Below are 14,147 nucleotides of genomic sequence, written 5' to 3' on the forward strand. Positions count from 1 at the left end.
GGCGTCCGGCTGATGATCGAGTGAGGGTGCGCTCGGCTCGGCGGGACGGAGTTGGCGATGGCGAACGAACTGGGACCGCGCGATCGCCGGCTGGGGCGACGGATCGCTTTCGCGACGGCCGCGCTGGTCGTTTTCCTGGCGGTCGTCGTCGTGCTGCAGAAACTGGGCGGCGGCGACGGGTTCTCCATGATCGAGGAGGCCGACGGGGACTGGGCCTACCTGGCGGTCTTCCTGCTGGTGTTCGGGGACGCCCTGTGCGCGCTGTTCCCGGGTGAGACGACGCTGAACGCCGCGTCCACGCTGGCTTCGAACGGCGTGCTGAACCTGGCGCTGGTGATGCTCGCCGGCGCGGTCGGCGCCATCGTCGGCGATTCGGCGCTGTACTGGATCGCCCGGCGCAACCGCGAGCGGTTCCGGCCCCGGATGGAGGCCGCGATGAAGCACCAGAAGATCGCGGCGGCGATGGACTTCGTCGGTTCGAGCACCGCGATGCTGCTGTTGTTCGGTCGCTACCTGCCGGGACTGCGGTTCGTCGTGAACGCCACCCTCGGGCTGGCGGCCCACCCGTACCGGCACTTCTTGCTGTGGTCGGCCATCGGCGGCACGATCTGGTCGGTCTACACCTGCGGCCTGGCCTACCTGGTCGGTACGGCGCTGGCGGGATTCCCGCTCGCGTCGGTGATCATCTCCGGTGTCGTCACGACGGTCGCGATCGGTGTCGTCTTCGTGATCGCGCGCCGCCGCCGGCAGACCGAGGTTCCGCAGGCCGACCTCCCGCCGGCGTGACCTCGCAGCGCCGTACTCAGTCGGTCAGGGACTCCAGCGCGACGACCATCGCGAGCACGAGCGCCTCGTCCTCGTCGGGCTCGATCTCGATCCCGTAGGTGTCGCGGACGCGGAACCAGCGCTTGGAGACGCGAGCGACCGGGTCGCCGTCGCGCTCGATCTCGTACTCGTGGTCGACGATGTTGCCGTGGGCCTTGAGATCCGGCCCGTCCGCGAGATCGATCGCGAACCGGTCGCGGAACCCCACCAGCGCCTTGTGCACCGTCGCGACCGTCCGCCCGTCGCGCTCGATCGCGACCTTGTCGCGCACGCTGAGCTTGCGCTCCTGGATCGTCGCCACCTCGCGGCCGGACGGGTCCTCGAGCACGAAGGTGTCCCGGACCCGCATCGCCTTGCCGTTCACGCGATAGGCCCGCGCGCCGTGGCTGTCCTCGATCCAGAAGTCGTCACCGATCGACAGCAGTTTCTCCCGCATCCGCAACCGCCGTACCTCGACGTCGTCGTTCCGCCGTCCACGCAAGATCCCCATGGTCGCCTCGCCTCCTTGGCAGGGATCATCCGGCAGCGCGGCGCCGGGTGGTTCATCCGCCCCGGGTGAGGTTGCGCGGGTGGGCGGCGGAGACGATCGATCCGCCGGGTACAGCCGGCCAGCAAGGAGGCGCAGCATGTCCGACTCCGACCCCGCGCTGCCCGGCCCGGATCGCGGTCCCGTCCAGGCGACCGAGGTGTCCAGGCCGTCGCGGGGACGTTCGGCCGCCGTGGTGATCTGTGTGCTGCTGGCGGCGCTGCTGACCACGCCCGCCGCGATCGCGTACTGGGGACAGCGAACGCTGAACGACACCACCCGGTACGTCAACACGGTCGCTCCGCTGGTGAACTCGCCGGAGGTGCAGAACGCCATCGCCACCAAGGTCACCGACGCGATCGAGCAGCAGGTCGACATCGAGGCGCTGCTCAACGACGTGTTCTCCGGTGTCGTCACCGACCGGCCGCGATTGCAGCGACTGGTCGGGCCGCTGGCCGCGGCGATCAACAGCCTGGTCGACCGGCAGGTCCGGGAGTTCCTCGCCTCGGACGAGTTCGCCGATCTGTGGACCGCACTGAACACCAGGGCCCAGCAGTCGCTGCAACGCCTGCTGGCGGGTGATCAGTCCGGTGTGATCTCCCTGCGCAACGATCAGATCGTGTTCGACGTCACCGAAGTGATCGACCGGGTCAAGCAGCGTCTGGTCGACCGCGGACTGACGATCGTGCGCAACGTGCCGGTCCCGGACCTCGACCGGCAGATCGTGCTGATGGAAGGTTCCCAGCTGAGGCAGCTCAAGACGATCTACGCCTTCGCGAATCCCCTGGCCCAGTGGATGATCGTCGCGGTGGCGGGTCTCTTCCTGGTGGCCCTGGTGCTCGCGCTGCGGCGTCCGCGGCTGACGGTGATCATCGGGGCGGTGCTGGCGGCCAACGCGCTGCTGGTGGCGATGGCGCTGTCCGTCGGACGCCAGCTGTTCGTCGACGCACTCTCCGGTACGACGTTCGGCCCGGCGAGCGTGGTCTTCTACGACACACTGCTCGCCTATCTCGAGCGTGGCCGGCAGGTGTTCTTCTGGCTGGGCCTGATCCTGGTCGTGGTCGGCTGGTTCGCGGGGCCCAACCGGTACGGCACCGCGGTGCGCACCGGCGTGGCCGGCGCTCTGGAGCGGCTCGGCGCGGTGCTGGCCGACAGCCCGGTCGGCGACGTCGGCCGTTGGGTCGCGCCCAACGCCGCGTGGTTGCGGGTCGCCGTCGGACTGCTCGGCGTCGTCGTGCTGCTGTGGGGCAACGACGTCTCGCTGCCGCGCTTGTTCTGGTCGCTCGCGCTCGTGATCGGCCTGCTCGCGGTCCTGCAGGTGCTGGTCGGAGCGGGCCGGGCGATCCCCGGCACGCGACAGCGGACGCCGGCCCACGTCGTCCCGACCACCGCGGAATAGGCCGGCAGGTCCGATGAACCTCGCCTGGGCCGCCCTGGTCGTGATTCTCGCGACCGCCGTCACCGTCACCGCGATGCTGCTCGTCCGCCGGCGCGCGCCACAGGGCAGCTACTTCAGCGACGGCGACCGCGCCTCGGGGGTGTTCGGCGTACTGGCCACCGGTTTCTCGGTCCTGCTGGGTTTCATCATCTTTCTCTCGTTCACCTCCTACGACCAGTCGCGGGCCGGCGCCGAGTCCGAGGCGACGATCGTGCTGCAGCAGGTGCAGACCGCCCAGTTCCTGCCCGACGGATCGGCGACCGAGCTGACCGGCGAGCTGATGTGTTACGCCCGATCCGTGGCCGGGTCCGAGTGGGACGCCCTGGACGACGGCACGCTCGGCAACTCCGTCAACCCGTGGGGCGCCGAGCTGTACTTCACGATCTCCGCCGTCGACCCGCGGTCCGCGACCGAGCAGTCGGCGTACGACCGGTGGATGGAGCAGACGGCCCAGCGGGAGCAGGCGCGCATCGACCGCGTCCACGGCGCGGAGGGGATCATCCCGGCGCCCTTGTGGCTGGTGCTGGCGGTGATCTCGCTGGTGATCTTCGGGTACATGCTGTTCTTCGCCGACCCCGCCGAGGGCCGGGTGACACAAGGCGTCCTGATGGGAAGCGTGACGGTGGTGATCACGCTGCTGCTGTTCCTGCTCGTGTTCTTCGACCATCCGCACGGTGACGGAGTCGGCCGGCTGCAGCCGTCGGCGATGGAACGCACCGTCGGCCTGATCGACACCCAGCTCGAGGTGGCCGGGCTCGACGTGACGCCTCCCTGTGACGAGCATGGCAACCGACGCTGAGCAGCCGGCCGAATCCGGCCGCAACTGGCAGGAGGTGATCGTCACCGTCCTGCTGGTGGTCGCCGCGCTCGCGACGTCCTGGAGCAGCTACCAGGCCAATCGCTGGAACGGCGAACAGGCCAAGGCGGCCGGGCGGACGAACGCGATCAGGATCGAAGCCGCCCGGGCCCAGGGACTGGCGCAGAGCCAGAGCCAGATCGACGTCGCCACGTTCATCGCCTGGGCCGACGCGGACCGCCGCGGCGAGACCGAGCTCGCCCGCTTCTTCGCGGCCCGCTTCCGGCCGGAGTTCCGGACCGCGTTCACCGCGTGGACGGCGACCCGCCCGCTCACCGACCCGGCCGCTCCCCCGACACCGTTCGCGATGCCGCAGTACCAGCTGGCGTCGCGGCAGGAGGCCGCGCGGCTCGACGTCAGCGCCGAGACCGCGGCCGCCGAAGTACGCCGCGACATCCAGCGCGCCAGCAACTACGTGCTCACGATCGTCCTGTACGCCGTGGTGCTGTTCTTCGCCGGCATGAGCACCAAGATCGGCAGCCGCCGTCTGCGCTGGATCCTGACGGCGATGGGCTGTGTCGTGCTCGTCATCGCCCTCACCTGGATCGCCACGTTCCCGGTCAGCCTGGCGGTCTGAGCTCACGCGTCCGGAGACCGGTCAGTGGGCCGGTGGTACGCGCCTGATCCCCGGCTGCTCCGGTCGGGTCGCGCTCCGGGCGACCCCGGACAGCAGAGTGCCGATCGTGATCCCGAGGGCGAGGTTGATCAGCCCGGTGGCCACGCCCGGCCAGGTGCGTTCCGCCGCGATCGGTGCGAGCAGACCGACCAACGTGAGCAGGGCGACGACCCAGCGGAAGAACCGCAGCGGGTCGGGACTGAACATGATCAGCAGCTGCAGCAGGCCGGTCGCGAGCAGCGCGACGAGGGCGGCCACCGCGGCGTACGTCCAGGTGTCGGCGTCCCCCCAGCTGCCCTCGCTCTGGGGCGCGAGAACGGCGAGGTCGAAGACACCACGCGCGAGCAGGATTCCCACGATCGCGGCCAGCGCGGCGACGGCGGCGGTGGCCAGCCCGCCGGCCCAGAGCCGGCCCGCGTTGATCCGCGGTGCTGCATCGGCAGCGCTCGAGGGCGGTGGCAGAACCATGGCGGTCTCCTGTCCGGGCGACGTTGTCCGCAGCTTGCCCGTGGCACCGGCCCGGTCGCATCACCCGGTGGGGATGAGGCGGTCGCCGCCCCGGAGCCCGAGGCTGCAGTCGACGGACCGACCGATTCGAGGGAGCGCACGATGGCGACACTGACGGTGTGGAAGTTCGACGGCCCCACGGCAGCCGACGAAGCGGTCGGCACGCTGGAGATGCTGGCCAAGCAGGAACTGATCAAGGTGCACGACGCGGCGACGGTGTCGTGGGAACCGGGCAAGAAGAAGCCGAAGACGCGGCAGCTGCACAGTCTGACCGGCGCCGGGGCGATGGGCGGCATGTTCTGGGGCATGCTGTTCGGGCTGATCTTCTTCGTCCCGCTCCTGGGCGCGGCCGTCGGCGCCGCGGCCGGCGCGCTGGCCGGGTCGATGGGTGACGTCGGCATCGACGACGACTTCATCAAGTCGGCCCGGGACAAGATCACCCCCGGGACCTCGGCGTTGTTCCTGATGTCGAGCGACGCCGTCCAGGACAAGGTGATGGCCGCGTTCGGCGACCGCGGGCAGCGGCCCGAGCTGGTCCAGTCGAACCTGTCCGACGAGCAGGAGGCGGAGCTGCGCGAGATGCTCGCCCAGTAACCGGCCACCCGCCCGATCGCCTGCTGGGGAACGAGCATGACGTCGAGGGGCACGATCGCCTCGGGCCTCAGCGCCGTCCGGCGGTGGCTCGGCTCATTGCGCCCGGAGCGCCGGCACCTGCGGTACGACGCGGTCGCCGGCCTGCCGGGCGCGATCGGCAGTGTTCCGGACGGTATGGCGGCGGCCGTCCTGGCCGGCGTGAGCCCGGCCCACGGCCTGTACGCCGCCTTCGCCGGGCCGCTCGTCGGCGGCCTGACCAGCAGCACCCGCCTGATGGTGATCACCACGACGACGGCCGCGGCCCTCGCGGCCGGCTCGGCCGTGTCGACGGTCGAACCCGAGCAGCGGGCCGACGCGTTGATCGTGCTCACGCTGCTGGCCGGCGGTTTCATGGTTGTCGCGGGACTGCTCCGGCTGGGCCGCTACACCCGGTTCGTCTCCCACTCGGTGATGATCGGCTTCCTCACCGGCGTCGCGGTGAACATCCTGCTCGGTCAGCTCCCCGACCTCACCGGCGTCGACGCGCAAGGTCCGTTCGCACTGGCCAAGGCGCTCGACGTACTGCTGCACCCGTCGCTGGTCGACGTTCCGTCCCTGGCCGCCGGACTGGGCGCCCTCGCTCTGCTGGTCGCGCTGGCCAGAACCCGGCTGGCCATCGTCAGCGCGGTCGTCGCCCTCGTGGTGCCGACGGTGGTCGTCGTACTGGCCGACGCGGGCTCGGTCGCACGGGTCCGGGACGCCGGTGAGGTTCCCCAGGGCGTGCCGCTGCCGCACCTGCCCGACTTCGGCGTCCTGTCGTTCAACCTGGTGACCGGCGCCCTGGCGGTGGCGGCGATCGTGCTGGTCCAGGGCGCCGGAGTCGCGGAGGCGGCTCCGAACCAGGATGGAACCAGCTCGCGTCCCAACCGCGACTTCATCGCCCAGGGCGCCGGCAATCTGGCCTCCGGGTTGTTCCGCGGCATGCCCGTCGGCGGTTCGGTCGGGCAGACCTCGCTCAACATCGCGGCCGGCGCACGAACGCGCTGGGCGGCGATCCTGTCCGGCGTGTGGATGCTGGTCATCCTCGTGCTGTTCTCGGGCGTGGTCGGCCTGGTCGTGATGCCGACGCTCGCGGCGGTGCTGATCTTCGCTGCCGCCGGATCACTGCGGTTCGGCGAGCTGCGCACGATCATGCGCACCGGTCCGACCTCCTCGGTCGCGATCGTCACCACCTTCGCCGCGACGCTCTTCCTGCCGGTGGCGGCCGCCGTCGGCATCGGCGTGGCGCTGTCGCTGCTGCTGCAGCTGAACCAGGAGGCGATGGACCTGTCCGTCGTCGAGCTGCTGCCGCGCGACGACGGCCGGGTCGTCGAGCACGCGGCCCCGGCCACCCTGACCAGCCACCACGTGACCGTGCTCGACGTGTACGGCAGCCTGCTGTACGCCGGATCGCGCACGCTGGCGAACAAGCTGCCCGACCCGGCCGGGACCGAGGGGGCCGCGGTCGTCCTGCGCCTGCGCGGCCGGACCTCGCTGGGCGCCACCTTCTTCGTGGTCGTCGCCGGCTACGCGGACCGCCTCGCCGCGAACGGCGGACGGCTGTACCTGTCGGGCCTGGACCCCACGTTGACCGAACGGCTGCGCCGGACCGGCCGCGTCGACCTGTCGGGGCCGGTCCGCACCTTCGGTGCCACCCCGATCGTCGGCGAATCGACCCGCGCCGCGTACGACGCCGCGGTGACCTGGACCGTCGAGCGGACGAAGGACTGACGGTCATACCGCAGGGATGACGACATCGCGGCAGCCCGGCGCTGCGATGGTCGAAACGACCGAGGAGGCCCCCATGTCGCCGACGACGTACGAGATCCGCGTTGTCGGTCCAGTACCGGAGCAACTCCTGCCCGAGCTCGGAGAGGTCTCGATCACGGAGCTGGAGATGAGGACCGTACTGACCGGCCTGTTCATCGACCAGGCGGAACTGCACGGCTTCCTGCAGCGGCTGCGGGCCTTCGGTCTCGATCTCGTCGAGGTCCGGTCCGTGCCGACGCCCGACCATCTCGGCGACACCGGTGAGGTGGCGCCATGATCGCGCGGCAACCCGCCGGTACGGCGTACGAGTTCACCGTCGCCGGCCCGCTGGGCCCGTTGTTGCGGGCCGCGTTCCGGGGGCAGCGGATCGCCGCGATCGAGCCGTGCACGGTGTTGCGGGTGCAGCCGCCGGACGATCGCGACCTGGACCTGGTCGAACTGGTCGGTCTGTTCGAGTCCGCGGGGATGCTCGTCCAGGACCTCTACCGGTCGTCGGACCCGGAACGGCCGCGGCCGGAGCGGTGGGATGACGGCACCGGCCGGCGCTGAACGCCGGTCGACCCTCGCCGGGCGGCTGGCGCACGGCGTACGGCATCGGCGGTGGTACGAGTCGCTCGCCTCGGTCACGTTGTGGCTGGTGGCGACGGTGCTGGCCGTCCTGCTCGCGGACGCGATCGTGCCCGGCTTTCACGCCGACCTCCCGCTCGGGCCGCTCGGATTCGCCGTCGTGCTGGGCATCGCCGGCTTCGCACTGCAACCGTTGCTCGTCGCGGGCGCGGTCCGGCTCGGCTGGGCGGGCGTGCTGGTGCTGGCGCTGGCCGGTCAGGCGTCGATCGTGCTCGTCGCCGCGGCGGTGCTTCCCGGGGTGCGGGTCGACAGCTTCTGGTCCGCGTTCTTCGTCGCATGGATCGTCGGCGTGGTCGGCACCGCTGTCGGTTGGCTGAGCACCGCGGGCACCGACGAGGCCCTGGTGCAGCGGCTGGTCGCGGCCGGTCGTCGCCGGCCGGTGACGCTGGACGACGCGGAGATCGACGGCGTGGTGTTCGTCCAGGTGGACGGTGTGCCGTTCCCGGTGCTGCAGATGGCGGTCACCGCCGGGACCGTACCGACGCTGTCGCGCTGGATCCGCTCGGGCAGCCATCGGCTCGACGAGTGGACACCGAAGCTGCCCGCGACCACCCCGGCGAGTCAGCTGGGCATCCTGCACGGGGTGATCGACGGGATCCCCGCCTTCCGTTGGTACGACCGCGCCGGCGACCGGGTCCTGGTGGCGAACCGTCCGGCCGACGCCGCGCTGATCGAGGCGACCCTGACCACCGGACACGGGCTGCTCGTCGACGGCGGAGTGAGCATCGGCAACCTGTTCACCGGAGACGCGCCGCAGGCAGCTCTGACGATGAGCAGGCGGGCCGGGCGAGGTGAGGTCACCCGCCGGGCGGTCGCCCGGTTCGTCGCCGGCCCCAGCGGCCTGACCCGAGCACTGTCGCGTTCGGTCTCGGAGCTGCTGCGCGACCGCTTCCAGGCCCGTCGCGGCGTACGGCGCGACGTCCGCCCGCGATGCCACCGGTCCTGGTCGACGGCCGCCCTGCGCGCGGTGACCAACGGCGCGCTGCGGGACGTGAACACCGCACTCGTCGCGCATCACATGCTGCGCGGCACGCGATCCATCTACGTCGACTACGTGGACTACGACGAGGTCGCGCACCACGCCGGGATCCTGCGGGCCGAGAGCCTGGAAGCGCTGGAGTCGGTCGACCGGGTGCTGCACCAGCTCGAACTGATCGCGTCCGTGGCGCCACGCCGGTACCGCTTCGTGATCCTGTCCGACCACGGGCAGGCGCAGGGAACGACGTTCGCCGACCGGTACGGCGAGGAGCTCGCCGTCGTCGTGTCGCGGTTGGCCGCCGCGGACGTCGCCGTGTCGTCCGCGGCGGTCGAGGGGTGGGGCCGGACCCGCATCCTGGTGGACGAGTTGGCCACCGGCAGCGGCGTCAGTGGCCGGACGATGCGCAACGCCGCCGAGGCGATGCGGCGGCGTGGCCCGGAGGACGCCGACGCCGTCGAGACGGGCGACGGCCACCGGTCGGGCAAGGCCGCCGGCGACGAGGAGTTCCACGTGTTCGGCTCGGGCAATCTCGGCCTCGTCTACGTTCGCGGTGAGCCCCGGCGCCTGACCCTCCGTGAGCTCGACGACCGGTATCCCGCCCTGGTGGCGGGACTGGCCGCGCATCCGGGCATCGGATTCGTGGTCGTCACCGACGAGATCGCCGGGCCGGTCGCACTCGGATCCGCCGGAACCCACCGGCTCGACAACGGCCAGGTGGAAGGCGTCGACCCGTTGACGCCCTTCGGCCCGAACGCGGCGGCTTTCGTCCGTCGCGCGGCACTGCGTCCGGAGGCTCCCGACATCTACGTCAACAGCCTGATCGAACCGGGCACCGAGGAGGTGGCCGCCTTCGAGGACCTGGTCGGCTGCCACGGTGGGCTCGGTGGCTGGCAGGACCGTGCGTTCGTCCTCGTCCCCGTGGACGTGCCGTTTCCCGCCGAGCGGGTGATCGGCGCCGACGCCTTGCACGTCGCGCTGACCGGCGTACTGGAGTACTGCGGGCACCGCGCGAATCTGCCACGGGCCGCGCCGTCGGCCGCGGCCACGGGAAGTTGAGGGGTGGCGATGGTCGCGCCGGCGAACCAGGAACTGCCGCGCCGGGTACGGCGACGGCTGATGGTCACAGTGCTCGTGCGCGCCGCCGTCACGGCCGGCGGTCTCGGGATCCTCTACTACAACCTGCCGCTGGGTGCGCCGTGGAGCGGGCGAACGGCTGCCGCGTTCGCCGTCGGATGTGCGGCCGTGATCGTCTTGATCGCCTGGCAGGCGCGGGCGATCGCCACGGCTGACCATCCCCGGGTCCGCGCGGTCGAGGCCCTGGCCACCACACTCGCCTACTTCCTGTTCCTCTTCGCCGCCGCCTACTTCCTGATCGCGAACAGCCGGCCGGAGTCGTTCTCCGAGCCGCTGTCCCGCACGGGCGCGCTCTACCTGACCGTCACCGTCTTCACGTCGGTGGGGTTCGGTGACATCGTGCCGCGCACCGACGGCACGCGGACGGTGGTGATGGTGCAGATGCTCGGCAGCCTGGCACTGCTCGGCGCGGGAGCACGGGTGCTGCTGTCGGCGGTTCAGCGCGGTCTGCGCACCCCCGGTGGCCGGGACGGCTGAGCCGTCTCATTCGCTCCGGATGAGGTGGTCGCCCGCTCCCCCGCCTAGCGTCGGGAGGCGAAGGACGTGAACAGCGGACCCGACCGCGGGAGGACGAGCGATGACCGAGGACGCCGGCACCACGAGCACAGTGGATCTCGACCAACTGGGGCCGATCGACTATCTGGTCGTCGAGTTTCCCGGCGATCGGACGACCGGGGAGGGCCTGCCGCTGCTGGTCGATCTCGTCGACCGGGGCATCATCCGGATCCTCGATCTCGTCCTGGTCCACAAGGACACCGACGGGACCGTCGCCATGCTGGAGCTCGCCGACCTGGACGGCGACGGCGACCTCGACCTCGCCGTCTTCGAGGGAGCGTCGTCCGGGCTGCTCGACGCCGACGACATCGCGACCGCCGCCGAGGTGCTCGAGCCCGGCAGCGCGGCCGGAATCCTGGTGTACGAGAACGTGTGGGCGGCTCCGTTCGCCGCCGCGCTGAGGCGCGCGGGCGCGCGGCTCGTGGCGACCGGGCGCATTCCGTTCGAGGCGGTGCTGGAAGCCGTCGACGCCGCCGAGGCGAAAAACGGCGCGACCATCTAACCGCAGCCGGCAGGCGCGGATCACAGACAAGGAGCACCACGATGCCACGTCTTCTTCGCGGAATGGCGCGGACCGCGGCGATCGCCGGAACCGCGACCGCCGTGTCCAACCGGGTTTCCCGCCGGCAGGCCGGCCGCTGGGCTCAGCAGGAACAGGCCCAGGCCTACCAGCAGCAGCAGGCGGCGGCGCCACCGCCGCCTCCGGCTCCAGCCCCTGCGGCCGCCCCGGCTTCGGGCGGAAGTATGGAGGACAAGCTCGCTCTGCTGCAGCAGCTCGGCCAGCTGAAGGAGCAGGGCGTCCTGACCGAGGCCGAGTTCCAGGAGCAGAAGACCCGGATCCTGTCGACCTGACCAGGGTCACCCGTTGAGCAGGCCCAGAGCGCGAGCCCGGTGGACGGCCTGCCGACGGCTGGTGACCCCGAGTTTCTTGTAGATCCGCTTGAGGTGTCCCTTCACGGTGTTCACCGAGACGAACAGCTCCGCGGCGATCTCCCCGTTGGTCATCATCGTGGGCAGGTAGCGCAGGACGCTCAGCTCCCGGTCGGTCAGTTCCTCGGCCGGCCCATCGACCGGGATCCCGCCCGTCGTACCCAGATCCGCGAGCAGCTCGTCCACGAACCAGCGGACGCCGGGGTCGATCCGCTCCAGCCGGATCAGCAGGCGCGGCAGCCGCTCGGTGCCGATGACCAGGAACGGCCGCCTCACGCCCTCCTGCCGCGCGGCGTACACCGCATGGCCGAGCGCCGCGAGAGCTCGGTTGTCCTCCCGCAAGTGGTCAGCCACCAGCGTGGTCAGCAACCAGACCTCGACGGCGGCACCGCGGTCGTCGAGCCGGTCGCGCAGCGGTGAAAGGATCTTGTCGGCGCCGTGCGGGTCACCGGCGGCCAGCAACGCCTGAGCGAGGCAGGCGTGCTCACGCGCGAGCTGCGGCTCACCGTCGGCCCACTGGCCGACCTTGGCGATCGCGGCGTCCGGATCACCCGCGGCGAGCTCGATCTCGGCCTCGGTGATCGCCTGCCATCGTTCGAGAAAGGTCGTAGGCCGCCACGAACCGGCGTCGCGCCGCAGGCCTTCCAGTTGCTCGCGAGCGATCTCCACCCTGCCGAGGGAAGCGTCCAGCCCGGCCTGGGCCAGTCCCAGCGCATAGCGTGGCGCGAGGTCGAACACCGCGGCTTCCTTGCCCTGGGCAAGCAGTCGCGACGCCGCGGCGACGTTGTTCCACTGCAGATGGACGGTCGCGAGCGCGAGATACGCGGTGGCCGCCTGGGTGAGCGGCTCCCAGCCGCGGGTGTCGACGAGCTCGACCGCCTTGGCGGCGTACCCGAACCCCTGCCGCAGTCTTCCCGAGACCGCGGCGGCCAGGCCCAGGTGCGACATCACGTTGATCCGCGACGCGTCCAGCCGGGTGGCGGTGGCGACGTCGAGCCCTTCCAGCAGACGCGCCTCGGCCTCCTCGACGTGGCCGGACCACAGCAGCCCGGTGCCCAGGGTGCTCAAGGCGACGGCGCGGTACTGCTCGGCGGCCGGCAACCAGGCCCCTTGCCCGGACACCTCGTCCAGCGCCTGCTCGGACGCTGCGATCAACGCGTCGACGTCGCCCTCCGACCGCGCCAGGGCTGTCGAGAGCAGCTGGGTCGCGATGGAGGTGCCGATCCTCGACTCCGGGTCGGTGGCGGCCAGCTGCGCCCGGGCCAGCTCGAGATGTGTCCGCATGTCCGGCAGGCGGCCGGCGTACATCCGCAGCGCCGCGGCGGACAGGGCGAGCTCCGCTCCGTCGCCGAGCATCTCCGCGGGAATGCGGGACAGCGCGGCGACGACCGCCGCGCGTTCGGCCGAAACCATCAGCGGCGCGGCCTGGGTGACGAACAGCCGGCCGAGCAACCGCCAATCGGCCGCTTCCGCGGCGTGCCGCAACGCGTCGACCGACTGCCCTTTCGCAGCGAACCAGAGCGCAGCCCGTCGCTGCAGCTCGGGCACGGCCTCGGGCTCGTCGACCGTCAGCCGATGGCGCAACATCTCCCGCAGCAGCGGGTGGTACCGGAACCACTGCCGGTCCGCGCCGAGACCGGTCACGAACGCGTTCGATCGTTCGAGCTCCTCCAGGTAGCGCTGACCGCGGGGGTCGTCGGTCAGTACCTGGGCCAAGTCGCCGCACACCCGCTCCACGACGGAGGTCCGCAGCAGGAAGCGCCGGAGCTCGGGCGGCCGGCTCGCGAAGACCTCTTCGGCCAGGTAGCCGCTCACTGCCTGGTCGTCTCCGGCGAAGTCCGCGGGCGTCCGGCCGGGTCCCTCGCCGTTGAGGAAGTAGGCCGCCAGGCGCAGCCCGACCGGCCATCCTTCGGTGCGCTCCACCAGCAGCCGGGCGCCGTCCGGATCGACCTCGACTCCTTCCGCGGCCAGCAGGGTGACCGCCTCGGAGACGCCGAACGCGAGGTCCTCCGACCCGATCTCGGCCAACTCCCCCGCGATCCTCAGCCGATGCAGCGGCAGGGCCGGATCCGCCCTGGTCAGCAGCACGAGCCGTAACGCCGGGGGCGCGTGCCGCAGCATCTCGGACAGGCGGGCGAGCACCGCCGGTTCGCCGACGAACTGGAAGTCGTCGAGCACCAGTACGACCGGCCGCCCAAGCCGGCCGAGCCCACCGACGAGCCGCCGGAAGTTGTCGTCCTCACGACCCAGCCCCGGCTCGAAGCCGGCCAGCGGGTGGCCACGGGGAACCGGGACCGCACCGCGGATCGCCGCGACGAAGTACGACCAGAACGTCTGCGGCTCGTTGTCACTTTCGCCGAGCGACAGCCACGCGACCGGCCCGGCGGCGGGTCCCGACGCGGCCCAGGCCGCCGTTGCGGAGGTCTTGCCCCAGCCGGCTCCCGCGTTCACCACGGTCAGCGGCTTGCGGGCGCCGTCGTCCAGCAGCTGCTCGATCCGCCGGCGCCGCACGTACGTCGAGGCGACCCGTGGTCGTGCGAGCTTCGTGGTCAGCAGACCGAAACCCGCCGTGGCTGCCCGCGACAAATCCTCAGCTGGTGTCATCTCCTCGCCCCTGTCGCCCCGCGCTCCCCCGCGACCGGCTTGATTTCGGCTCATGCTACGGGTGACCAGCGGTCCCGCCATCCCCCGAGACCGGCGTGCCGCATCCCGGCAACCACCCACAGTGGGTGATGCCGCCGAGCCTGTCGTCGCGTATCCGTAGGACCTGGG

At 71.4% G+C, this 14,147-nt stretch carries 15 protein-coding genes; 12 read left to right on the top strand and 3 right to left on the bottom strand.

Features of this window, described 5'->3' with window-relative positions; genetic code table 11:
- The first annotated feature begins 57 nt into the window (after positions 1 to 57).
- Positions 58 to 786 (top strand): DedA family protein, encoded by a 729-nt coding sequence (locus ACQPXM_RS24065; protein WP_432936953.1) that lies wholly within the window; start codon positions 58 to 60, stop codon positions 784 to 786.
- 16 nt (positions 787 to 802) lie between these two features.
- Here the strand turns inward: ACQPXM_RS24065 and ACQPXM_RS24070 are convergent, their stop codons facing one another.
- Positions 803 to 1,315: an LURP-one-related/scramblase family protein gene (locus tag ACQPXM_RS24070; RefSeq protein WP_432936955.1), complete on the bottom strand. Its 513-nt coding sequence runs from the start codon at positions 1,313 to 1,315 to the stop codon at positions 803 to 805.
- Between the two features lie 136 nt (positions 1,316 to 1,451).
- Here ACQPXM_RS24070 and ACQPXM_RS24075 point away from each other — a divergent pair, with 136 nt between their 5' ends.
- Genes ACQPXM_RS24075 through ACQPXM_RS24085 form a run of 3 tightly spaced genes read left to right on the top strand, consistent with a single transcriptional unit; the run spans position 1,452 to position 4,222 of the window.
- A complete protein-coding gene (locus tag ACQPXM_RS24075) occupies positions 1,452 to 2,750 on the top strand; it encodes a hypothetical protein (protein WP_432936958.1) in 1,299 nt (432 codons plus the stop codon).
- Between the two features lie 13 nt (positions 2,751 to 2,763).
- Positions 2,764 to 3,588 carry a hypothetical protein gene (locus ACQPXM_RS24080; RefSeq protein ID WP_432936961.1) on the top strand — a complete coding sequence of 275 codons (825 nt, stop codon included), beginning with the start codon at positions 2,764 to 2,766 and terminating at the stop codon, positions 3,586 to 3,588.
- Positions 3,572 to 4,222 (top strand): hypothetical protein, encoded by a 651-nt coding sequence (locus tag ACQPXM_RS24085; RefSeq protein ID WP_432936963.1) that lies wholly within the window; start codon positions 3,572 to 3,574, stop codon positions 4,220 to 4,222. Before ACQPXM_RS24080 ends, ACQPXM_RS24085 begins: the two co-directional genes overlap by 17 nt.
- Before the next feature lie 21 nt (positions 4,223 to 4,243).
- On the opposite strand, the gene ACQPXM_RS24090 is transcribed toward ACQPXM_RS24085, so the two are convergent.
- Positions 4,244 to 4,729, bottom strand: a complete 486-nt coding sequence (locus ACQPXM_RS24090; RefSeq protein ID WP_432936966.1) for a DUF6069 family protein — start codon at positions 4,727 to 4,729, stop codon at positions 4,244 to 4,246.
- A 141-nt stretch (positions 4,730 to 4,870) separates the two neighbouring features.
- Between ACQPXM_RS24090 and ACQPXM_RS24095 the strand changes: the two genes are divergently transcribed.
- From ACQPXM_RS24095 to ACQPXM_RS24130, 8 genes are all read left to right on the top strand, one after another.
- Positions 4,871 to 5,362: a DUF1269 domain-containing protein gene (locus ACQPXM_RS24095; RefSeq protein WP_432936969.1), complete on the top strand. Its 492-nt coding sequence runs from the start codon at positions 4,871 to 4,873 to the stop codon at positions 5,360 to 5,362.
- Between the two features lie 36 nt (positions 5,363 to 5,398).
- Complete coding sequence (locus ACQPXM_RS24100) at positions 5,399 to 7,111, top strand: SulP family inorganic anion transporter (protein ID WP_432936972.1); 1,713 nt, start codon at positions 5,399 to 5,401, stop codon at positions 7,109 to 7,111.
- A 73-nt stretch (positions 7,112 to 7,184) separates the two neighbouring features.
- Positions 7,185 to 7,427, top strand: a complete 243-nt coding sequence (locus ACQPXM_RS24105) for a hypothetical protein (RefSeq protein ID WP_432936975.1) — start codon at positions 7,185 to 7,187, stop codon at positions 7,425 to 7,427.
- Positions 7,424 to 7,699 carry a hypothetical protein gene (locus ACQPXM_RS24110; RefSeq protein WP_432936977.1) on the top strand — a complete coding sequence of 92 codons (276 nt, stop codon included), beginning with the start codon at positions 7,424 to 7,426 and terminating at the stop codon, positions 7,697 to 7,699. The genes ACQPXM_RS24105 and ACQPXM_RS24110 overlap by 4 nt, the downstream gene beginning before the upstream one ends.
- Positions 7,677 to 9,812 (top strand): alkaline phosphatase family protein, encoded by a 2,136-nt coding sequence (locus ACQPXM_RS24115; RefSeq protein ID WP_432936980.1) that lies wholly within the window; start codon positions 7,677 to 7,679, stop codon positions 9,810 to 9,812. The genes ACQPXM_RS24110 and ACQPXM_RS24115 overlap by 23 nt, the downstream gene beginning before the upstream one ends.
- A gap of 9 nt (positions 9,813 to 9,821) precedes the next feature.
- Positions 9,822 to 10,367 carry a potassium channel family protein gene (locus ACQPXM_RS24120; RefSeq protein WP_432936983.1) on the top strand — a complete coding sequence of 182 codons (546 nt, stop codon included), beginning with the start codon at positions 9,822 to 9,824 and terminating at the stop codon, positions 10,365 to 10,367.
- A gap of 100 nt (positions 10,368 to 10,467) precedes the next feature.
- Complete coding sequence (locus ACQPXM_RS24125) at positions 10,468 to 10,947, top strand: DUF6325 family protein (RefSeq protein ID WP_432936985.1); 480 nt, start codon at positions 10,468 to 10,470, stop codon at positions 10,945 to 10,947.
- 41 nt (positions 10,948 to 10,988) lie between these two features.
- Positions 10,989 to 11,297: an SHOCT domain-containing protein gene (locus ACQPXM_RS24130; protein ID WP_432936987.1), complete on the top strand. Its 309-nt coding sequence runs from the start codon at positions 10,989 to 10,991 to the stop codon at positions 11,295 to 11,297.
- 6 nt (positions 11,298 to 11,303) lie between these two features.
- Here the strand turns inward: ACQPXM_RS24130 and ACQPXM_RS24135 are convergent, their stop codons facing one another.
- Positions 11,304 to 13,979 carry a LuxR C-terminal-related transcriptional regulator gene (locus ACQPXM_RS24135; protein WP_432936990.1) on the bottom strand — a complete coding sequence of 892 codons (2,676 nt, stop codon included), beginning with the start codon at positions 13,977 to 13,979 and terminating at the stop codon, positions 11,304 to 11,306.
- Between the last annotated feature and the right edge of the window lie 168 nt (positions 13,980 to 14,147).

The sequence above is a fragment of the Kribbella sp. CA-253562 genome (genome assembly GCF_050942265.1).
In the GTDB taxonomy this organism is placed as follows: domain Bacteria; phylum Actinomycetota; class Actinomycetes; order Propionibacteriales; family Kribbellaceae; genus Kribbella.